This is a genomic window from Thioalkalivibrio sp. ALJ7 (genome assembly GCF_000376865.1).
Classification (GTDB): Bacteria; Pseudomonadota; Gammaproteobacteria; order Ectothiorhodospirales; family Ectothiorhodospiraceae; genus Thioalkalivibrio.
This window is the reverse complement of record NZ_AQXQ01000012.1, coordinates 147,106-167,451: the sequence shown is the minus strand read 5'-3', so window position 1 is coordinate 167,451 and position 20,346 is coordinate 147,106. Positions and strand designations below refer to the sequence as shown.

16 protein-coding genes are annotated in these 20,346 nt (G+C 64.9%); 10 read left to right on the top strand and 6 right to left on the bottom strand.

What is annotated here, in order from left to right; all coding sequences use genetic code 11:
• Nucleotide 1 precedes the first annotated feature (1 nt).
• Nucleotides 2–790, top strand: a complete 789-nt coding sequence (locus tag D002_RS0109440) for a sulfite exporter TauE/SafE family protein (protein WP_018141674.1) — start codon at nt 2–4, stop codon at nt 788–790.
• Between the two features lie 93 nt (nt 791–883).
• Here the strand turns inward: D002_RS0109440 and D002_RS0109435 are convergent, their stop codons facing one another.
• The 3 genes from D002_RS0109435 to motA all read right to left on the bottom strand — a co-directional run bounded on the left by D002_RS0109435 (nt 884) and on the right by motA (nt 4,058).
• Nucleotides 884–1,954 (bottom strand): GTP-binding protein, encoded by a 1,071-nt coding sequence (locus tag D002_RS0109435; RefSeq protein WP_018141673.1) that lies wholly within the window; start codon nt 1,952–1,954, stop codon nt 884–886.
• 300 nt (nt 1,955–2,254) lie between these two features.
• Nucleotides 2,255–3,187, bottom strand: coding sequence for a flagellar motor protein MotB (gene motB / locus D002_RS0109430; protein ID WP_018141672.1), 933 nt, complete (start codon nt 3,185–3,187; stop codon nt 2,255–2,257).
• Nucleotides 3,188–3,206: 19 nt separating this feature from the next.
• Nucleotides 3,207–4,058 (bottom strand): flagellar motor stator protein MotA, encoded by an 852-nt coding sequence (gene motA / locus D002_RS0109425; protein WP_026181639.1) that lies wholly within the window; start codon nt 4,056–4,058, stop codon nt 3,207–3,209.
• Between the two features lie 110 nt (nt 4,059–4,168).
• On the opposite strand from motA, the gene D002_RS0109420 reads away from it, so the two are divergent.
• The 7 genes from D002_RS0109420 to D002_RS0109390 all read left to right on the top strand — a co-directional run bounded on the left by D002_RS0109420 (nt 4,169) and on the right by D002_RS0109390 (nt 14,403).
• Complete coding sequence (locus D002_RS0109420) at nt 4,169–5,548, top strand: HDOD domain-containing protein (RefSeq protein WP_018141670.1); 1,380 nt, start codon at nt 4,169–4,171, stop codon at nt 5,546–5,548.
• A 166-nt stretch (nt 5,549–5,714) separates the two neighbouring features.
• Entirely contained in the window at nt 5,715–7,274 is a 1,560-nt protein-coding gene (locus D002_RS0109415) for a methyl-accepting chemotaxis protein (protein ID WP_018141669.1), read from the top strand.
• Nucleotides 7,275–7,917: 643 nt separating this feature from the next.
• Entirely contained in the window at nt 7,918–9,309 is a 1,392-nt protein-coding gene (gene mgtE, locus D002_RS0109410) for a magnesium transporter (protein ID WP_018141668.1), read from the top strand.
• Between the two features lie 79 nt (nt 9,310–9,388).
• The gene (locus D002_RS0109405; protein WP_018141667.1) at nt 9,389–10,045 is read left to right on the top strand and encodes a TorF family putative porin; all 657 of its coding nucleotides are present in this window, start codon (nt 9,389–9,391) and stop codon (nt 10,043–10,045) included.
• A gap of 305 nt (nt 10,046–10,350) precedes the next feature.
• A complete protein-coding gene (locus tag D002_RS0109400) occupies nt 10,351–11,946 on the top strand; it encodes a Na/Pi cotransporter family protein (protein ID WP_018141666.1) in 1,596 nt (531 codons plus the stop codon).
• A 68-nt stretch (nt 11,947–12,014) separates the two neighbouring features.
• Nucleotides 12,015–13,496 carry an AMP nucleosidase gene (locus tag D002_RS0109395; protein ID WP_026181638.1) on the top strand — a complete coding sequence of 494 codons (1,482 nt, stop codon included), beginning with the start codon at nt 12,015–12,017 and terminating at the stop codon, nt 13,494–13,496.
• 532 nt (nt 13,497–14,028) lie between these two features.
• Entirely contained in the window at nt 14,029–14,403 is a 375-nt protein-coding gene (locus D002_RS0109390) for a magnesium transporter MgtE N-terminal domain-containing protein (RefSeq protein ID WP_018141664.1), read from the top strand.
• A gap of 294 nt (nt 14,404–14,697) precedes the next feature.
• Here the strand turns inward: D002_RS0109390 and ispG are convergent, their stop codons facing one another.
• The 3 genes from ispG to D002_RS0109375 form a co-directional block, all read right to left on the bottom strand.
• Nucleotides 14,698–15,915 (bottom strand): flavodoxin-dependent (E)-4-hydroxy-3-methylbut-2-enyl-diphosphate synthase, encoded by a 1,218-nt coding sequence (gene ispG / locus D002_RS0109385; protein ID WP_018141663.1) that lies wholly within the window; start codon nt 15,913–15,915, stop codon nt 14,698–14,700.
• 91 nt (nt 15,916–16,006) lie between these two features.
• Nucleotides 16,007–17,131, bottom strand: coding sequence for a hypothetical protein (locus D002_RS0109380; protein ID WP_018141662.1), 1,125 nt, complete (start codon nt 17,129–17,131; stop codon nt 16,007–16,009).
• Nucleotides 17,132–17,147: 16 nt separating this feature from the next.
• Entirely contained in the window at nt 17,148–18,002 is an 855-nt protein-coding gene (locus tag D002_RS0109375) for a hypothetical protein (protein ID WP_018141661.1), read from the bottom strand.
• Between the two features lie 105 nt (nt 18,003–18,107).
• On the opposite strand from D002_RS0109375, the gene D002_RS0109370 reads away from it, so the two are divergent.
• Together D002_RS0109370 and D002_RS0109365 are read left to right on the top strand one after the other, a co-directional pair.
• Nucleotides 18,108–18,794, top strand: coding sequence for a TIGR02281 family clan AA aspartic protease (locus tag D002_RS0109370; protein ID WP_081610848.1), 687 nt, complete (start codon nt 18,108–18,110; stop codon nt 18,792–18,794).
• A gap of 43 nt (nt 18,795–18,837) precedes the next feature.
• On the top strand, nt 18,838–20,169 hold the full coding sequence (locus D002_RS0109365) for an MFS transporter (RefSeq protein WP_018141659.1): 1,332 nt from the start codon (nt 18,838–18,840) through the stop codon (nt 20,167–20,169).
• Nucleotides 20,170–20,346 lie beyond the last annotated feature (177 nt).

Below are 20,346 nucleotides of genomic sequence, written 5' to 3'. Positions count from 1 at the left end.
CATGGACTTTGATGTTTCCGGCCTGGCGCTGCTGCTCCTCGCCGCTGGATTCTTCGCCGGCCTGCTGAATGCCGTCGCTGGTGGCGGCAGTTTCCTGACCCTGCCGGCCTTGATGAGCGTCGGCGTGCCGCCCGTGGCCGCGAATGCCACGGGCACTGCGGCGCTTCTACCCGGCTATCTCGCCAGCGTGCTGGTGGATCGCCGGCGGTTGCGCGAAGCCTGGGTAGGCCTGGGTGGTCGATTGGCCTGGGCGCTGTTGCTGGCAGGCATGTTCGGTGGGGCCATCGGGGCCGCTATTCTGCTGCTGACCGGTGATGCCCGCTTCCGCGCACTGATCCCTTGGTTATTGTTGCTGGCGACGCTCTTGTTTGCGTTGGAGCCTTGGTTGCAGCGCCAGGCCGCGCGGGCCCAGCCCGGTCCACTGCGCGTAATGGGGGCCGGGCTGGGTTGCGCCTATGGCGGCTATTTCAACGGCGGGGTGGGCATCCTGTTGCTGGCGATCCTGCGTGGCCAGGGTGTCGTGGATCTTGCGCGGGCGAACGCGGTGAAGAATCTCCTGTCCTCCGTACTCACGCTGATGGCCGTGGTGGTGTACGTCGCGGGCGGTCAGGTCGTGGCGACCGGGTTGCTGGCGGTCGGGGCTGGCGCGATTCTGGGCGCGCGCCTCGGTATTGTCCTGGTGCGCCGTCTGCCCGAGGCGGGCTACCGCCACGCCGTGACTGCGATCGGCGCGGCGATCACGGTCCTGTTCTTCCTCGACCCCGCCTGGTTGGCACCACCTGGCTTGTAGGATGCATTGAGCGAAGCGGAATGCATCGGTCAGCGTTTGGTGTAATCGCCTTGGTGGGCGGTGTTGATGCCTTTCGCTGCGCTCAATTGCATCCTATGTTGGGTGGGTAGCGCGTTGGGCGTGCTCGAGCGTCTGCGCGAGGTGGTCCAGAGCGGCGGCATCGGACTCGGGCAGGATCGCTTCGATGCGAGGGCGCAGAGGCGTGCTGGGTGCCTTCATGGGCTCAAGGCCGCCCTGGACATCCACGCGATTGAGGCGGTGCCACCCTCGCTCGGTCTCGACGAGACCCTTCAGCCGATCGCCGGTAAAGCCGTCGACCAGGTTCGCCAAGGTCGCGTGGTCGATGGTCTGGCCTTCCGGGAGGAGCCAACTGCGGCCGATGTAGCCATCGCCGCGGGTGTCGATGGTGACCCATTCGTCCACTGTGGGCATGGCGTGGTCATGCCCGTGATCGTGCTCATGCTCATGATCGTGGGCATGGTCATGCCCGTGATCGGTCTGCTCGGTCACGGTGTCGAGAAACGCTCGGGCCTCGGGAAACAGGGCGCCACCCCGGTCCAGTCGCGGCCGGTCCAGCCACTCGCGCTCGATGCGCCCGTGGGTGGTTTCGACCACCACCGGTCGCGGCGCGGGCATGGCGGCGACAAAGGTCTGGAGTGCCTCGCGGTCGTCATCGCTGTAGAGGTCCGCCTTGTTGGCCAGCAGCACGTCCGCCAGGGCGATCTGATCCTGCCAGTTGGGGTGTTCGCGATGGCGGGGTGAGGCCAGGTGGCGTGCGTCCATCAAGGTCACGGTCGCGCGTAGGTCGAGTACACCGGCATAGGGCGGCTCGGTCAGGGTGCGGATGATCTGTGCCGGGTGGCCGAGGCCGGTGGGTTCGATCAGGATGCGGTCGGGCTTCTGGCTGCGGATCAGCCGGTTTAGCCCGACGGTGAACATCTGGGCGGAGACACAGCATAGGCAGCCGCCGGGGATCTCCTCTAGGGCGACGCCGGTATCGGCCAGCAGGCCGCCGTCCACGCCGATCTCGCCGAACTCGTTGACCAGCACGGCCCAGTGTTCGCCCTCCGGGCGCTGGGCGAGCAGGTGGCGGATGGCGGTGGTCTTGCCGACACCGAGAAACCCGGTGATCAGGTTGAGCGGGATGTCCTGGTGCCGCTGCATGCTAGGTAAACACTGATCCATGTACGCGCTCACGCTCGAGTCGCTTTTGCGTGCGAACAAGGCGCGGTGACCGCCGTGCAGTCATTCTGCACAAGGGAGCCGCAACGCCGTTCGCGCGCAAAAGAGGCCGAGCCCCTTCGTTGATTAAATTGTGGGGTTGGCACCCCAGGTTCTCCGATCCTGCGTTGCGGCCCGTTTTAGTCAAAAACGGGCCGGTAGAACCACTACCGGCTGCGCACCGCCCCTTGTCTCGGAAAACCTGGGGTACCAACGGGAGTGTGTACATGGATCAGTGTTTCCCTAGCCGGCCCCGTCGCCGGAGGGTTCCGGGCTGTCGCGGAGCGTTTCCGGGGCGGCCCCTTCGCTTTCGAGGCTGCGGTACATCGCCTCTTCCGCTTCCTGATTCAGCACAATCAGCGTGATCCGCCGGTTGATCGCGGCCTCCGGATCGTCGCGGTTGAAGGGCACGCTGGCGGCCAGGCCGACGACCCGCGCGATCTGGTCGGGTTCGGTGCCGCCGGCGATCAGGGCGCGGCGCGCGGCGTTGGCGCGGTCGGCCGAGAGCTCCCAGTTGGTGTAGTCCGGGCGCAGCAGGGGCCGGGCGTCGGTGTGGCCGGTGATCGAGACCCGATTGGGCACCTGATTAATCAGGCCGGCCAGCTCGCGCAAGATCGCGTCCGCGTGATCCAGCGGGCGCGCACTGGCGCTGTCGAACATCGGCCGGTTCTCGCGATCGATGATCTGGATGCGCAGGCCCTCGGGTGTGATGTCCAGCAGCAGCTGGTCCTTAAAGGGCTCGAGCGCCTGGCTCTGGTCCAGGGCCTCCTCCAGCGCTTCCTGCAGGGTCTCCAGGGCCTCGCGGTCGCGCGCCTCGGCCAGCTCGTCGAGGATTTCTTCATCGATGCCCGTAGGGGCCTCCATGGCCTCCGGGTCCTGAATGAGTTCCGGCATGCCCTCGAAGTCGATGATCGATGGGTCCACGCCGGTTCCGTCGCCGGGCGCCTGGCCCGGTGCGGGAGCTTCGCCCACGAAGGCGGAGGGATTCTGGAAGTACTCCGAGATCCCGGCGCGCTGGTCGTCATCCAGCGCAACGAGCAGCCACATCACCAGGAAGAAGCCCATCATCGCGAGCGTGAAGTCGGCGAAAGCGATCTTCCACGCGCCGCCGTGGTGGCCGCCCTGGACCACCTTCTTCTTGACGATGATCGGCTGGGTCTTGTCTTCGACTCCCATGGTAGTGATCCGGAGGCCGTCAGGCCCCCTTCACGTACTCTTCCAGTTCGGAGAAGCTTGGGCGCATCGCGCTTTCCATGGTCTTGCGACCGAACTCCACCGCGACCTGAGGGCTATAGCCCTGGACATTGGCGAGGATGCAGGCCTTGATGCACTGCAGGAACTTGGCTTCCTCCTGTGCGCGGGATTCGAGAGCGGTCGAGGTCGGCCCGGCAAAGCCGTAGGCCAGCAGAATCCCGAGGAACGAGCCGACCAGGGCAGCCGCCACGCTGGAGCCGATCTCCGCGATGGAGCCGTCGAGTTTGCCCATTGTCATCACGATGCCCAGAACCGCAGCCACGATACCGAAGCCGGGGAGGGCCTCCGCCACGCGGTGAACCGCGTGGGCCGGTTGGTGCGATTCCTCGTGGTGGGTCTCGAGGTCCAGGTCCATCAGGGCATCGAGTTCATGCGGGTTCATGCTGCCGGAGATAATCAGGCGCATGTAGTCGGTGATGAACTCCATCGCATGGTGATCCTGCAGGACCCGGGGGTGGGCCTTGAAGACCTCGCTTTCTTCCGGCTCCTCGATGTCGGCTTCCACCGCCATCAGGCCCTCTTTTCGGGCTTTGGTGAACAGCTTGTACATCATGGCCAGCAGGTCGAGATAGTCGTCCGACTTGTACTTGCTGCCCTTCATCAGGCTGGGGATGGACTTGAAGACGGTGATGACGACTCGGGGCGGGTTGGCGATCAGGAATGCCCCGAGCGCCGCGCCCCCGATGATCCAGTACTCGTAGGGCTGCCACATGACCCGGAGGTCGCCGCCATGAAAGTAGTATCCACCGAAGACCGATGAAAAAACGATGACGATACCAAGCAAATACTTCACGGACCCTGACCCCACGTTGCTTAAGCGCCATGTCGGACAGGCCATCCGTCCGCATGCATTGCTATAGTTGACGGGCTTTACGATAACGACTCCCCTGCGCGAGGTACAGCATGTCCCTGGACAAGGACGCGCCCTACATGGAAGAGGCCGCGCGCCTGGCGGCGCTGGAATGGCCGATTCTGGAAGCCAGCGATGCGGTGTTTGCGGACCCGGATGCCCTGGTGAATCGTTCCCTGCGCGAACTGGCGCGCTACGCCGAGCGCGATCCCGGCCTGAGCCTGCGCCTGGTGCGCCGGGCCAACGCCTCGCGTCGCGGTCTGCGCCAGGAAGTGCACTCGGTGGGCGACGCGATTTCCATGCTGGGCCTGGAGAACGTGCACCGGGAGGCGGCCGAGGCCCCGCGCGTCGAGGATGTGGTCACGAGACCCCAGGCCTATCGCGAGCTGGCGGCGCAGTCGCGGCTGGCAGCAATGATCGCAGGCGAGATTGCGCACAAGCGCCACGACACCGAGCCGGGCGAGGTGGCCCTGGCGGCCCTGCTGAACCAGCTAGGCCTTCTGGCGTTGCTGTCCGAGGGCGAGCCGCGCCTGGATCGGCTGCTCGAGATGCTGGAGCTCAGTGCCCTGCCGGACGAGGCCAGCTACGCCGCGCTGGGGTATGCGACGGACGACCTGTCGCGCGCCATGGCGGAGCAGATGGCGCTGCCGGAACTGGTTCAGGGCACGCTGCGCGCGGTCAACGCGGCCCATCACCGGGCCTATGAGGTCATGGTCGCGAGTGCCGTGGCCTGGCAGGTCTTCCGCGGCATGGACACCGGACGCGGCGATCGGGACCTTGGGCTGCTGGCCGGTCTGATGGGGCTGACGGACAAGGAGGCCGCGGACCGGGTGGGCGCGATCATCGAGCGTTTTAACGTGGATGTCGCCGTTTATCAGCGGGCGCCGCTGGACCCGCAGATCCCCGGTCGCGTCTGGCTGAGCGAGCGCTATCGCCCGCGCCTGGCCCTGATGCCACGTGCAGACCTGCTGGAGACCGGACTTCGCGCGCTCGAGCAGGAGACGAATCGCGAGGCCCGAATCCGCAGAATGCTGCGGGTGATGCAGTTCGGCGTGGGGTTGAACCGGGTGGTGTTCGCCCGTCTGTCCCGCGATGGGGAGAGTCTACGCGCCGAGCACCTGGTCGGGACCCTGCACGAACCGGAGTTCAGCCACTTTGTGATCAACCGGTCCGCGCTCGGACCGCTGGGTCGGGTCCTGGAGGAGGACGCCGCCCAGTGGTGGGATCGCCAGCGCATCCATGACGAGATGCCCGCTGCCGTCCGCCGCCTGACCGGCGGGGTGGACTGTCTGGTGGCTCGGCTGTGCGACGGCGACCGCGTGCTGGGCATGGTCTATGCCGACCGGCGTGCGCGCGAGCTGGATCTGACCCCGGCCGCCTTCGAGGATTTTCGTCGCGTGCTGGCGGCGGCCGCGCGTCCCGTTGACCCCTGAGGGATCCTTGAGCCGGGCTTTTGGCTCAAGTCCTTCGCGGGGCGGCCGATACTGATAAACAGACGCATATGGGCGATCAAAATCCGCGCCTTTGTGAAGGTTGATCACGGCGTATGGCGGATTTCGCGGGTCTCGCGCCCGCAGCTAAATCTAAAGGACGTGCGACATGCGCAAGAACCTGCCCGTTACCCAGACGGAATACTCGATTGATCAGCACGGCGACCTGATCTCTGCCACCGACGAGAAGGGGCGTATCCGTTTTGCCAATGATGACTTCGTGGATGTCAGTGGCTTCGAGTGGTCGGAGTTGGAGGGCTCAGCTCATAACATCGTCCGCCACCCGGATATGCCCGAGGCTGCCTACGCGAATATGTGGGAGACCCTGAAGGCCGACCGGGCCTGGATGGGCATCGTCAAGAACCGCCGCAAGGACGGCGACCATTACTGGGTGGACGCCTTCGTGACCCCCGCCTACGAGCACGGCCGCAAGACCGGCTACGAGTCGGTGCGCGCGATCCCCGAGCGCGAGCATGTCGCCCGAGCGGAGAAGGTGTATGCCGCGATCCTGCGGGGTCGGAGCTTCGCCCGGCGCTGGTACCACGGCCTTACCTGGCGCCTCGCCGGGACCTGGATTGTCGGCTTCCTGCTGGCGCTTGCGGCGGTGTTTCTGGTGTCCTCGCCACTCGTGCAGGCGGGCCTGCTGGTATTGATTTTTGCCGCGGGCGGCATCGCGTCGCTGGCATTCACTTCCGGAATCCGCCAGGCGGTTAATCGGGCCCGGGAGCAGTTCGACAACCCGGTGATGGAGTCGATCTACACCGGACGCCGCGACGACAGCGCCTCGCTGGAACTGGTGCAGCAGTTCGGCGAGGCGAAGCTGCGCACCGTGTTGGGCCGGGTCGCGGACAAGGCCGACGAGGTGAACGATGATGCCCAATCCATGACCAGCAGCGTGGACCAGACCGCCTCTGGCGTGGAGCGCCAGCAAAACGAGATCGACCAGGTCGCCACCGCGATGAACGAGATGACCTCGACCATCCATGAGATGGCGAGCAACTCCGCCCGCGCCGCCGAGGCTGCCAACAACGCCGAGAAGGAGACCGGCGCCGGGCAGGACGTCGTGAACGATACGGTATCCGTGATCAACCGCATGGCGGCCGAGGTGGAGGCGACAGCCGAGAAGCTGGGCAAGCTGGAGGCCAGCACCGAGGAAATCGACAAGATTCTGAGCGTGATCCGCGAGATCGCCGAGCAGACCAATCTGCTGGCGCTCAACGCCGCGATCGAGGCCGCGCGCGCCGGCGAGCACGGCCGCGGCTTTGCGGTCGTGGCGGACGAGGTGCGTTCGTTGTCGCAGCGCACCGACGAGTCCACTGTGACCATCCGCAAAATGATCGAGACCCTGCAAAGTGGCGCCCGCGAGGCAATGTCCGCGATGCGGGCCAGTCAGGAGCAGGCCGCCGACGGGGTGGAAAAGGCGCAGGCGGCAGGCGAATCGCTGGCGACGATCCGCGAGGTCGTTGCCCAGATCACCGAGATGAATACCCAGATCGCCACGGCCGTCGAGGAACAAAGCGCGGTCTCCGAGGAGATTAATCGCAACGTGACCTCGATCCGCGACGTGGCCAGCGAGACCGGTGCGGTTTCGGAGCATGCGCGCGATGCCAGCGCCCGCATGCAGGCTCAGGCCGCCGAGCTGAAGGCGCTGATACAAAGGTTTGGATAAAAGTGACGGGTAAAATTTTACTTTTCAGGGTTGCGCCATTGAATATGCGAAGTTACAATTTCGACCATCTTAGTAGCAGAGGTATGTCAATGGACTGTTGTCGATGGATGCATGAGCGTAGGGCCGGTGGTCAGTGCGAGCGTGCATATCGTTGCCAGCGGGGTCCCGCCATCCGGTAATTCGGTGGTGTATCCCCGGTGTCAGCGATATGCGTGATTCCGGGGGTGACAAGTCCTTTCCCCTACTGTCCGTTACGACGGGCGCCTCCCCAGCCTTAACTCCGTGCTGCGCCAGCCCTTGTGCGCCGCGCTCGGTTTCATGCCGTTCGATAATATTCCGCCTCTGCCCGAATCGGGGAACGCTCTGCGTGTCTCCGGTGGAGCGGGGTGCGTATTGCTGTGCGCGTGTCCGTTTTCTCTTAACCAGCCAACCAACAGGAGGCTGCCATGCCAGCACCTGAAGACGACGACCCCGGGTCTAGGCCCGAAGTAACACTGCAGGGCAGTGGAAAAAGTAAAAGTGTGTTCGTCTTGCTGACGGGGGTTTTGTAAAAGACCGCCGCCAGCGGTCACGGGATTCTTTTTTCTTTTTGTAATGCCCTGCGTGCTTTGTATGACTCTTACACGTACGAGGAGCATTACTGATGAACGACATCATCCAGAAAATGATTGACGCGGGTGAGCTGGAACGCGCCCGTTCTGAGCTGATCCACCCAGCCCCGGCCATCACGGCCGAACGTCTCGCCGAACTGGAACCGGCCGCGCGCTGGACCGTGCTGGAAGGCGTGGACTTCAATGAGCGTCGCGCCATCTTCCTGGCCATGGACGACGAAGAGCAGGCCATCCTGCTCGAGCAGATGCCGGCCCCCGCAGCGCGTGAGCTGGTCCAGCGTCTGCCGGCCTACACCCTGGCGCGTGCCCTGAATCTCGTGGGCAAAGGGCGCTCCGAGGATTTCCTGAACGCCCTCCCGGGCGCCAAGCGTGACCAGGTCCGCACCCTGTGGCGTCAGGACGAGGACACCGTGGCCCGTTTCATGCGCCGCCCGGTGTTCTGGGTGACCCCGGAGGAGACCGTTGGCGAGGTTACCGCACGGCTGCGCGACAACTCCAAGATGCCCGAGGATGTCGGGGCGGCGCTGCTGATCACAGATCGTGACCACCACTACAAGGGGCTGGTGCGCCTGGGCCGGCTATTCCGTGCCAAGCCGGAACAGCGAGTAGGTGAACTCCTTGAGATGGGAGACTTCTATACCAAGCCTGACAGCGACAAGGTGGAGGCCGCCCGGCTGCTGCAGCGCACAGACCTGCCCTGGCTACCCGTGGTGGATGGGGACGGCCTGCTGGTGGGCGTGTTGCGCATCGATGATGCGATGGACGTGCTTGAGGAAGACACCTCGGAAGACTTCTACAAGAAGGCGGGTATTGGGGATCTGCTGCATCACAAGGATGTCGTTCGCTCCGAAAAGCTGACCTCCGGGGGGATTGGCTATCCGGTCAAGGTGCGCCTGGCCTTCCTGATGGTGACCCTGGCCGGTGGTCTGGCCGTGGGTGGCGTGATCGACTTCTTTGAAGACACCTTGGCCGCGGTCGTGGCGCTGGCCATCTTTATCCCGCTGGTGATGGATATGGGCGGTAACGTCGGCACGCAGTCGACCACGATCTTTGCCCGCGGGCTTGCGCTGGGGCATATCAACCTGAACCGCTTCTTCCGCGGCCACATGGTGCGTGAGGCGGCCGTGGGTCTGGCCATGGCGGTCATTATTGCCTTGCTTGCCGGGACGATTGCCTACTTCTGGCAGGGTGCGCCGAACGACATCCCGCAGCTGGGCATCGTGGTCGGTGTTGCGCTGTTCTTCTCCGTCTTCACGGCCTCCCTCCTTGGTTTCCTGCTGCCGTGGTTGTTGCTGAAGATCGGCGTGGATCACGCGCCCGGTGCCGACCCGTTCATCACCACCATCAAGGATTTCACCGGCCTGGCCGTGTACTTCGGGATGGCCGCCTGGCTGCTGAGCGCGCACATGCCGACGGCGGGTTGAACGGAAAATCTTGATCGTGTTGTCGGGGGCGGCCCCGGCAACACCGCTGTAAACCAATCTTGATAGAAAAGGAACTGACATGACTGATCGCAAATTCCCGCGCAGCCTCCTGGCCACCGCCGTGGCGGGTGTGTTCGCCCTTGGCTTCCCGGCGGCTCAGGCGGCCGAGGCCGATTTCCACATCGGTTTGTTCACCGATTACATCGACAATGGGGAATCCAAGTCCGACAACGACCCGGTGTTGCAGGGCGGCTTCGAGTTCGACCTTGAGAGTGGCGTGTTTACCGGTGTGGAGGCCTCCACGCTGGGGAGCGGAAACGGCATCGAGGTGGTCCCGTTCATCGGCTATGCCTTCGACGCCGGGCCGGTCGGGATAGAATTCGGGTACGAGTACTTCCACTTCTCCCGCCTGGATGATGCAGACGAGGGCGAGATGTTTATCGGGGCCGATTGGGGTCCGGTCTTCGCCGAAGTCAGCTATGTGCTGCACGCCGACGATCGCGATGCCGAAGGCAGCCGCGTGTGGTTCCTGGGTGCCGAGTATGAAGTTGCCCCGCGTACCGAGCTCTTTGGCGGAGTCGGCTATGACGATCCGGCCGACGACGACAGCGCGACCTTCTGGGAACTGGGTGCGGCGTATACGTTTGATTTTGGTACGCTCTCCCTGACCTACGCATCGCGCGATGAGAGTGATGCGCAGGACCTTCTGGTTGCCGGATACACGCTGAACTTCTGAGAGGTCGTCCAACCGGACGTCAAGGAAACCGGGTTTCCTTGACCTGCGGGCCGTCTCCCGGAACTCAGCCCCGGGGTACGGCCCGTTTCTTTTTCCGGGCCTGAATCTGAACAGGCCCTGTGCTCGCCAACGCCGATTCCATAACCTGCAGTCAGGTCGCGTCAGGTTTCCGGCCGCTCGATCATGGGTCGGTTGGGCGCCAGCCGTTTGCGTGGGTGATCGGCCTGTTGTCGGATGCGCCGGGCAACCACTTTCGATGCCTGAAAGGGCACGAACCGAGTCTGAACCGTTGAGCAGGTGCCGTGATGGAAATGATCAATCTGGTGGCAGGCGTCCTGCTGATCCTGTTTGGCCTGCGCTTTCTGCGAAAAGGCTTTGCAAGGATGATGGGGGGCGACCTGATCGACTGGCTGCAGGGTTTTACCCGCACCCGTCCCCGCGCATGGGTTGGTGGCGTCGCTAGTGGGGTGGTGATGCCGTCGTCCACGGCTGCGGCACTGCTCTCGGTGCAGATGACCCGCCGCGGAAATGTCGCCTGGGAGAATGTCCTGGCAGTCCTGCTGGGGGCGCAACTGGGCACGACGGCCCTGATTCAGGTGCTGTCCTTCGATCTGCAGGCGTTTGCCGGCCTGTTCATTGCTCTGGGTGCGGTCCTGTTCCTGTATGTCGAGGCGCCGCGGCCGCGAGGTGTCGGGCAGGCGCTGCTGGCCTTCGGTTTCATGCTGCTGGGGATGGGGCTGCTGGGGGATGCCGCGCGCGCGCTCGGCAGTGATCCTGCCGTTGTGAATCTGTTTGCTGCGCTGGGGCAGCTGCCGCTGCTGTTTCTGATTGGCGCCGCGTTGCTGACACTGATGATGCAGAGTGCCACGGCGTCGATCGCGCTCGCGCTCGCCCTGGTTGCCAGCGGCCAGGTGGATCTGACCATGCTGTTGTTGTGGGTACTGGGCGCGAATATCGGCCTGGTGCTGACGGTACTGGTCGCCGGCTGGAACGATCGTCAGGGACGCAGGCTCGGTCTGGCGGGTTTGCTGGTTAAGGGCCCGCTGGCGGTGGTCCTGACCGCCGTGTTGCTGCACGTGCCACTGACATCGCTGGAAATGCTGCCCGGTACACTGCCGCAGCAGGCGGCCTGGGGGCATACGTTGTTCAACCTGGTTGCCTGCGCGGCGATCCTGTTCGCCGCCGTTCTGGGGCGCTGGGTTCGTATCCTGGTCCCCGAGCCGTCGATGACCGAGCCTTCCGGACCCACAAGCCTCGATCCGCTGCTCCTGCAGAATCCGGTGCTGGCGCTCAACGCCGTGCTGCGGGAGACATTGAAGATGTTTGACCAACTGCACCTGATTCGCGAACGGGCCATGCTCGCCCTTGCCGAGGGGCAGCTCCCTGCCGGGCTGAAGACGGAGATGGATCACCGGCGCTGGCAGATCCTGGAGGTTCGTGACGAACTGGTGGAGTTTCTGGACGGGATTCCGGACGACGCGCTGGACACAAACGATCAGATCCTGAAGGAGACCCTAGACGACTTTATGCGCGAACTGCCGGTCATCGTGCGCACGCTGGGAACGAACCTGCACGAGGATGTCGAGCGGCTGTTGCAGGCGCATCCCGATGCGCTAGCGGCCGCACGCCCGGTGTTGTCCGAGGCCGCGACGCGACTCTCGCAGCAGATGAATACAGTCGCCCGGATGCTGATGCGCGAACGCCCCGAGTTGGGGCGAAAGATCCTGGAACGCAAGCAGGAGAACAGTAGCTGGCTGATCCATGCGAAGCGCACGCAGATCGGTCTGCCGTACCCGGTCTGGGAGATCCTCGACGATTTCCAGCAACTCAATCGCCGTCTGAGCGGCGTGGCATATGTCTACTGCCGTAACGAACCGGAGGTCGAGGCGCTGGACACGTAAGCATGCTTGTTACCGAGCTGATGCGATTCAGGCACCGAGGCACTGGCCAAACAGAAAGGAGAATCCGGATGACGCCGAACAGATTGCCTCCAATTCGGACCCCTGCGGTGCCCGAGTTTCGCTCTTTTACGGATGCCGACCAGGCGGTCGCCTGTCTCGAAGAGCTCTACACGGACGCAACACAATTTCTTGTCGAAGCATTTCAAGGTGTTTCCAGAGGTGAGCCGCCGGCTGCCCGTTTCAGGGCTTGCTATCCGGAAATCCGTTTTTCCACCGCGCGCTTTGATCCAATCGATGCGCGCCTGAGCTTCGGTCACGTGACGGAACCGGGTACCTACACAACCACGGTGACCCGCCCGGATCTTTTCAGAGATTACCTGTATCAGCAGATCACGTTGCTGATGCAGAACCATGGTGTCCCGGTCAGCGTGGGTCCCTCCACCACGCCGATACCCCTGCAGTTTGCCATGGCCGGCAGGGGTGGGGTGAAGCCGCCGGAGCATGACGGGCAGGAGCGCTCGCTGCGCGACAATTTCGATGTGCCGGATCTGGCCACCATGAATGACGAAGCGGCCAACGGCGATGCCGTGGCGCGCGAGGACGGCTCCCTGCCGCTGGCCCTGTTCAGCGCGCAGCGGGTGGATTACTCGCTGGCGCGGATTGCGCATTACACGGGCACTGCGCCCGAGCATTTCCAGAACCACGTCCTGTTCACCAATTACCAGTTCTACATGGACGAGTTCGAGGCCTTCGCCCGCGCACAGCTGCGCGATCCCGACAACGGCTACAGTGCGCTGGTGGCGCCGGGGGACGTCGTAATCACCGACCCCGACGCGCCGATCCCCGCTCGGACCCGTTCGCCGCAGATGCCGGCCTTCCATCTGCAGCGACCGGGTTGCGCGGGAGTCACGCTGGTCAATATCGGCGTGGGGCCATCGAATGCGAAGACCGCCACCGACCACATCGCCGTCCTGCGTCCGCGTGCCTGGCTGATGGTCGGCCATTGCGCCGGGCTGCGCAGCTCCCAGGCACTGGGGGATTTCGTACTCGCCCATGCCTATGTGCGCGAGGACCACGTGCTGGATGCTGATCTGCCCGTATGGGTCCCGATCCCGGCGCTGGCCGAGATTCAGATTGCGCTGCAGGATGCCGTGGCGGAGATCACGCAACTCGAAGGCTATGACCTCAAGCGGATCATGCGCACCGGCACGGTCGCCAGCATCGACAACCGGAACTGGGAGTTGCGGGAGCAGTCCGGCCCGGTGAGGCGACTCAGCCAGTCCCGCGCCATCGCTCTGGATATGGAAAGCGCCACCATCGCGGCCAACGGCTTTAGGTTTCGTGTGCCCTACGGAACGCTGCTGTGCGTCTCCGACAAGCCGCTCCACGGTGAACTGAAACTGCCGGGTATGGCGTCGAGCTTTTACCGAACACAGGTGTCCCGCCACCTGCAGATCGGGATTCGCGCGATGGAGTTGCTGCGCGAAATGCCCATCGAGGAGATCCACAGCCGCAAGCTGCGTTCCTTCAACGAAACGGCTTTTCTGTAGCATCAGGAAGAGGCGTAAAGCCGTCTGCTCGGGCCATCGTTCGGTATAGCCGACGCATGGCTGCCAGGCAAATGTTGGTCCGTGTTTTCCCGTGGCACGCCGGACATGTGTGGTTTTTCTGAAATTTCGACGCACGAGGGGTTTCAGGTAAAGGCAGCCGCAGTTATAATTTTGAGTGTTCTCGGTTTGCACCGGGGGCACTTCCGAAGCATCAGAGGCCATTGCATCAATGGAAAGTGACAGTAGTCGATCTAAACACGTGAAGGCCGGTGATGGCCTGAAGCGGTTTTGTCGCCTGTCGCGTCATGAAGCACCGGGGACTCGGGTCATCTAGCCACCCGCCTTTCACTGCCTCTTGCGCGCCGCGACATCCCCGATGGCACGCAAGTGGGTACGTACCTGTATCCCTCGCCACCGTTCAACCGTTTCATTCCCGCCACCGTCCTTCACGTTTCTGTTCCGCATGTTGAGTGCGGCCGTGTTGTTGCTGCGCGTCATTTTTGACGCCAGCTCATTGGCGAGGAGAAACGCGATGAACCCGATCTACGCAGAAAACCTGAACAACAACCATTTTCCCGGGATGGATGCGGGCGCGGTGGCCCCCATCCTCTGGTGTGATGAGCGTCCGGATGCGGCGCTGGAGGTCGTAAGCCGTGCGCTGCAGGGGGGCGAGCCCGGCACTGCGCGGCTGCGCCTGATGCGGCTCACGGAGGATTCCCAGGCCCATGTGGTGCGGCAGCTGCCGGCAGAGGACGTCGACCGCCTGGCGCGAGGGTTGAGTAACTACGCGCTGGCGCGGATCTGCGAACGCCTGCCGAATGCTGACGTCCACGGGATTCTCGAGTCGCTGCCCGCGTTCAAGCGCCGGGGTGTGGAAATGATCCTGGTGCATCGACGCAATCGTTGAACGGCGTCTCGGCGGGGTGAAGGGTGCCGAGATCGGCGTCGGCCTCCGGGCGCGGGGTGGTTTTTCAACACGAAGCCCACGAAAACACGAAGAAGGTCAAGGTCAAGGGCGTTTGCACCACAGAGGGCACGGAGAAAACAGAGCAATCTAAAGAAGGTTTCGATGCGGCTGAATGCCGCTGAGCAGAGAGCAACGCTTTACCCCCATCGACCTGTCTCCGTGTTCTCTGTGTCCTCTGTGGTGCAAACGCCTTTGTTCGTGCCATCGTGGGCTTCGTGGTGAGTGTGAGTTTTTCTAGCCGTAGCGGCGTTCGATGTAGGCCTCGACGCGGGCCTGGAATTCCTCGGCGATGTGGTCGCCCTTGAGGGTTACGGTCTTCTCGCCGTCTTCGTAGACCGGGGCCACCGGCTGCTCGCCGGTGCCGGGCAGGGAGATGCCGATGTTGGCGTGCTTGCTCTCGCCGGGCCCGTTGACCACGCAGCCCATCACCGCGACGGTCATCTCTTCCACCCCCGGATACTGCTGCTTCCAGCTCGGCATCTGATGACGGATGTAGGTCTGGATGTCCTGCGCCAAATGCTGGAAGTACTCGCTGGAGGTGCGCCCGCAGCCAGGGCATGCAACGACTGACGGCAGGAAGCTGCGCAGCCCCATGCTCTGCAGGATCTCTTGGGCGACCAGGACCTCCTGGGTGCGGTCGCCGCCGGGCTCCGGCGTGAGCGAGATGCGGATGGTGTCGCCGATGCCCTGCTGCAGCAGTACGGCCAGCGCGGCGGTGGAGGCGACGATGCCCTTCGCGCCCATGCCGGCCTCGGTCAGCCCGAGGTGCAGCGGGTAGTCGCAGCGCGTGGCCAGATCCTGGTAGACGCTAATCAGTGGCTGCACGCCACTGACTTTGGCGGACAGGATGATGCGGTGGTGGGGCAGGCCGATGCGTTCGGCCTCGGCGGCGCTCTCCAGCGCCGAGGTGATCAGCGCCTCCTGCATGATTACTTCCGGCTCCAACGGCTCGGCGCGCTGGCTGTTCTCGTCCATCATGCGCGCGAGCAGGGCCTGGTCCAGGCTGCCCCAGTTCACGCCGATACGCACCGGCTTGTCGAAGCGGCAGGCGGTCTCGATCATCGCCGCGTACTGGCTGTCGCGCTTCGAGCCACGCCCGACGTTGCCCGGATTAATGCGCAGCTTGGCCAGCGCCTCGGCGCACTCCGGGTACTTGGTCAGCAGCTTGTGGCCGTTGAAGTGGAAGTCGCCCACCAGGGGTACCTCGAGGCCCATGGCTTCCAGGCGCTCGCGGATCTCCGGCACCGCCTTGGCGGCGTCTTCGGAGTTGACGGTAATGCGTACGACCTCGGAACCGGCGCGGGCCAGTTCCGCGACCTGCACCGCGGTACGCAGGGCATCAGCGGTGTCGGTATTGGTCATCGATTGCACCACGACCGGATGGTCGCCGCCGACGGTGACATGGCCGACGCGGACGGGGACGGTCTTGTGGCGAGTGGGGGTTGTCTTCATGGCGGTTCGGGGCGCGCGTCAAATCGGTGGTCGGAGTGTAACGCAGCCCCCGCTCGGTGCCGAGACGCCGCAGGCGAACCGGGGTTGGGGCTCATGGTTCCAGTTCCATTTGCCAGGGCTGGAAGGTGTTGCGGATGGACTCGCGGCTGGCCGTGTGGCGTGCCTCCACGCGGTCTTCGATGGCTTGCTGCCAGGACTTTCGGGTCTCGGCGTGCAGGGCGTCCAAGGCCTCGTGCAAGGCGGTCTCCAGGTCGTCGCGGTGACGGCTCTCGTCCAGCCGCAGCAGGGCCCAGTCGGTGGCGACGATGGTGACCCCCGCGGCGGCGATGCCACAGCCCAGGGAGAACGGCCCGCTCCAGGCGCAGATCCCGAAGCCGGCCGCCCCGGCGCGGCCGGCCCGCCCGAGGCTGCGCGCAAGCCCTGCCTGTGTGGCCCGGGTGGCCAGCCGGGCTTGCACCGCCCGTGCGATCAGCGGGGTGGCCAGGCCCGTGCCGGCCGCGGCGGTTGCGGCCAGCCCGGTGCGGCGGTCGAAGCGTTCCAGATCGATATCCAGTGCGGCGTGCAGGGTGTGACCGCGTTCGATCTCGTCCGTGACGGGTTGTCCGGCTCGTGGGGGAGGATCGGGGATGCGGGCATCCGCGAGGCGGTCGGTCAGTTCCAGGCGCCAGGCGTCGCGGATCTGGCGCTGCTGCTCGTCCAGGCCCCATTCGATCGCGCTGGCCAGCTCCTGCAACGGCTGGTCCCACAGGCTTGCGGGCAGGAGTTGCTCCCGCAACACCCGGGCCGGTGCCTCCGGGTCCGTCTGACCCAGCCACTGGGTCCCGCGCAGCCACAGGCGGTGGTACTCGGCCTCCAGCGAGAAGTAATAATCGGCGACCTCGGGGATGCGCGCGCGCAGTTCTTCGAACAGACCGTCCAGTTCATGGTCCACACGCGCCTGCCAGTGGTCCCGAGCTTCGGCATCACCGGCCTCCAGCCATTCCAGGGAGAAGCGTTCCAGTCGGGTCAGCCGCTCGCGGTCGAGCTGGTAGCGCTGCTCGCCCAATTGCAGGGTCAGCGATTCGGCAGGCGCCCAGCTTCGGGGCTCGTATTCGGTAACGAGCCACAGCAGCAGCACGCTCGCGAGCAGGGTGAGGATCAGCCACCCCCAGCGCGCATAGGCGCCTGCGCGCCGCTGGGGCGCGGTAGTGGGGGCGGAGGTGTTGGGCTGGACCATCGCGCGGCCGGCGGCGCTACTCGATCACCGGGGCGTTACGTGAATCGCCCAGGGTATCGTCCACGCGGCGCAGGGGCAGGAGCCCGTTGGTGAGCAGCAGGAAGCCGATGGCCAGGAAGGCCTGCTCCGCGAGCACCAGCAGCCAGCCGAGCAGGGCGGGCAGGGACTCGACCCCCTGGGGGAACCATTGCTGGCCCAGCCATAGGCGCAGGGCGTCCTGGGCCGCCGCCAGTTGCAGGCCGGCCTCCAGCAGGTGACTGCGTGCCGCCTCGTGCTGGACCAGGAACCACACGGATTGTTCTAGAGTCGCCCCGGTCAGGTCCGGGTAGCGCGCCTGCAGGGCCAGGATCAGCAGGGCGATGACCAGCAGCGTGGCGGTGACCAGCAGGGCGCCGCGGCGGGCCAGTTCCGGGGCGAACTGTGGGTGGGCATGGCCACGCAGATTGCGGGTGAACAGCGCCTCAACGGTCACCAGTACAAAGCCGCCGAGGAGCAATGCGGCCCAGGCCTCCTGGACCGGAATGCGGGCCAGGGCGATCAACAGCAGTCCGCCCAGAATGGCGCCGGTGATCAGGTGGCGCAGGGCCATCAGGGGGCCGCCGCGCAGGCGCCGGGGCCAGTTGCTGGTGGGCTCCAGGTAGCCGCGCAGGAAGGCCGCACGGCGAATCCGGTGACGACGAAAGCCACCGAGCGCGATCAGCAGGGTCGCACCGATCCACAGCAGGACGATGACGGCTTCGGGCAGGACCCGCAGGTACATATGCAGCAGCCAGAGCCCGATCACCAGCACGGTGACGGTGAAGGCGTGACGCAACGCGACATGGGTGGTTGGGGCGGGATTGGACGAATCGGCGGACGGTTGGCGGGACACGGCAGCTCCACGCGGATGAGAATGACCCGATGGTAGCAGGCGCAGAGAAAAGCGCCTGTCACGGGCGTTTGGGTTTCGTTCAGCCGAACCCGGTATAAACAACCCATGGCTTGTTTATCGCATTCACCGGCTTCAGTGGTCGCCGCGACTCTTCGGCGGATCGGGTTCGTCGGAGTCCTCGTTTTCTGGCTGCCGCTCGGTGCTGCTGCGGACGAACTCCGGTTACATGCGGTGTTCGGGGATCGCGCCGTGGTATCGGTCGGCGACGAGCGGGCCGTCGTGTCCGCTGGAGAGACGGGGCCCGGTGGCTTGCGAATTCTGCGCACAAGTCCCGGGGCGGCGCTGGTGGAGTATCGCGGCAAGCGACAGGAGCTGCGGGTCGAACGGTCGGGTTCTATGCGGTCGGTGGATCCGGCACAGGGCGGTGCCGAGGTTCGGGTGCACCGGGATTCCCGGGGCGATCACGCGCTGACGGCGGGTATCAACGGCACCGCCATTACGCTCGTTGTGGATCCCGAGGCGGATTCGGTCCTGCTGCGTGCCTCGGATGCCGAGCGTGCAGGTCTGGACGGCACCGATGGACGCTCGGTGCGGATTCAGCGAGCGCAGGGGATGGTGCATGGGCAGCGGGTCGGGATTGAGTCCCTGCAAGTGGGCGTCCTGCGGCGCTCAGGGGTCAGCGCGATCATCCTTCCGGATGCGGAATTGCCCCGGTCGCGTCTGGGCCAGAGTTTCCTCGAGCATTTCGCGGTTGTGGCGGACGGTGAGGCGCTGGTGATCCGCGAACGCTGAGGTGCGTTAGCATGGCGGCCGATATGCCTATCGGGAACCCTGTATGCCGCTAATTCGGCGCTACCCCGAGACCGCGCCGGCCCCAAAGCGCGAGATCTTCGGGTGGGCGATGTTCGACTTCGCCAACCAGGCCTATACGTTGCTGATCATCACGGTGATCTTCGGCGACCTGTTTACCCGGGTGATCGTCGGGGATGCCCCGGATTATCGCCTGGGCAACCTGCTGTGGAGCCTGGCGCTGGCGATCAGCTACGCCATGGTGGTGATCGCGGCCCCGTTCGCCGGGGCGGTGATGGATGCAACGGCCTCGCGCAAGCGCTTCCTGATGGCCTCGTGGATCCTGACGGTGGTGACGACGGGGCTTTTGTATTTCGTCGAGCCGGGGCTGGTGCTGTTCGGCATGGCGCTGATCATTGCGTCCAACTTCGGCTACGCGATCGGCGAATCCTTCATCGCCAGCTTCCTGCCCAGCCTCGGGCCGCCGGAGAAGCTCGGCTGGATCTCGGGGCTGGGCTGGGGCATGGGCTATATCGGCGGGCTGATCGCCACCGCCTTTGCCCTGGGCCTGCTGGGCGAGGTCAGTGCCGAGAACTTCGAGCGTATTCGCTGGGTGGGGCCGTTTGCCGCGGTGTTCTTCCTGATCTCGGCGATCCCGACCTTCCTGTTCCTGAAGGAGCGCGGCACGCGTCGGCACATGCGTCGGCGGCTGCAGCTGGGGCTGGGCTGGCGGCGGGTGCGCGAGGCGCTGGTCACGCTGGGGCAGCGCCGCGAGCTGCGCGCGTTGTATGTGTCCATCTTCTTCATGATGGCCGGGATCTACATCATCATCTCCTTCACCTTCATCTACGGCTCGCAGGTGATCCAGTGGGACGAGCCGGTGCGCATTGCGATGTTCGTGATCACCCAGGTTACCGCGATTATCGGGGCCATCGGTTTCGGCTTTCTGCAGGACCGTGCCGGGCCGGTGCGGATCTATCGGCTGACCCTGGCGCTGTGGGCGCTGGCGGTCGTGGCGATCTTCGGCACCACGACCATCGCGCAGTGGCTGAGCGCACTGCTGGGCCGGCCGGTGGAGGCGCAGATGGTGTTCCTCGGCGTGGGGATTGTCGCCGGGCTGTGCCTGGGTTCGGCACAGTCGGCTGGCCGCGCGCTGGTCGGGATGATGGTGCCGGTGCGCGAGGCCGGGCGCTGGTTCGGTTTCTGGGCCCTGTCGGCGCGCGCGGCCGCGATCTTCGGGCTGGCCGGGATCGGGCTGCTGCAGGTCTGGCTCGGGCTGGCCAATGCCATCCTGTTCTGCCTGTTCCTGTTCCTCGCCGCGCTACTCGCCTCCATCCCCGTCCACCTCGTCGATCGCCGCCGCGCCAAGCCCGCTTGATTCACCACGAAGCACACGAAGGCACGAAGAAGGGCCAGGTTAAGGGCCGTCACAGGAAGGCTGGAAGACCGGAAGGATGATTGGAATGTGAGCCTTGGGTGGCGACTCGAGCCCCCGGTGCCTGCCATACCCTCAACGCTTTAACCCAGTCCCTCTTCCATTCTTCGCGTCTTCCTG

What these genes read in the sequence shown, in the direction of transcription:
- D002_RS0109440 (WP_018141674.1), top strand. Translation starts at nt 2, where the DNA reads ATGGACTTTGATGTTTCCGGCCTGGCGCTGCTGCTCCTCGCCGCTGGA.
- D002_RS0109435 (WP_018141673.1), bottom strand. Translation starts at nt 1,954, where the DNA reads ATGCAGCGGCACCAGGACATCCCGCTCAACCTGATCACCGGGTTTCTC.
- motB (WP_018141672.1), bottom strand. Translation starts at nt 3,187, where the DNA reads ATGGGAGTCGAAGACAAGACCCAGCCGATCATCGTCAAGAAGAAGGTG.
- D002_RS0109420 (WP_018141670.1), top strand. Translation starts at nt 4,169, where the DNA reads ATGTCCCTGGACAAGGACGCGCCCTACATGGAAGAGGCCGCGCGCCTG.
- D002_RS0109415 (WP_018141669.1), top strand. Translation starts at nt 5,715, where the DNA reads ATGCGCAAGAACCTGCCCGTTACCCAGACGGAATACTCGATTGATCAG.
- mgtE (WP_018141668.1), top strand. Translation starts at nt 7,918, where the DNA reads ATGAACGACATCATCCAGAAAATGATTGACGCGGGTGAGCTGGAACGC.
- D002_RS0109405 (WP_018141667.1), top strand. Translation starts at nt 9,389, where the DNA reads ATGACTGATCGCAAATTCCCGCGCAGCCTCCTGGCCACCGCCGTGGCG.
- D002_RS0109400 (WP_018141666.1), top strand. Translation starts at nt 10,351, where the DNA reads ATGGAAATGATCAATCTGGTGGCAGGCGTCCTGCTGATCCTGTTTGGC.
- D002_RS0109395 (WP_026181638.1), top strand. Translation starts at nt 12,015, where the DNA reads ATGACGCCGAACAGATTGCCTCCAATTCGGACCCCTGCGGTGCCCGAG.
- D002_RS0109390 (WP_018141664.1), top strand. Translation starts at nt 14,029, where the DNA reads ATGAACCCGATCTACGCAGAAAACCTGAACAACAACCATTTTCCCGGG.
- ispG (WP_018141663.1), bottom strand. Translation starts at nt 15,915, where the DNA reads ATGAAGACAACCCCCACTCGCCACAAGACCGTCCCCGTCCGCGTCGGC.
- D002_RS0109380 (WP_018141662.1), bottom strand. Translation starts at nt 17,131, where the DNA reads ATGGTCCAGCCCAACACCTCCGCCCCCACTACCGCGCCCCAGCGGCGC.
- D002_RS0109370 (WP_081610848.1), top strand. Translation starts at nt 18,108, where the DNA reads ATGGCTTGTTTATCGCATTCACCGGCTTCAGTGGTCGCCGCGACTCTT.
- D002_RS0109365 (WP_018141659.1), top strand. Translation starts at nt 18,838, where the DNA reads ATGCCGCTAATTCGGCGCTACCCCGAGACCGCGCCGGCCCCAAAGCGC.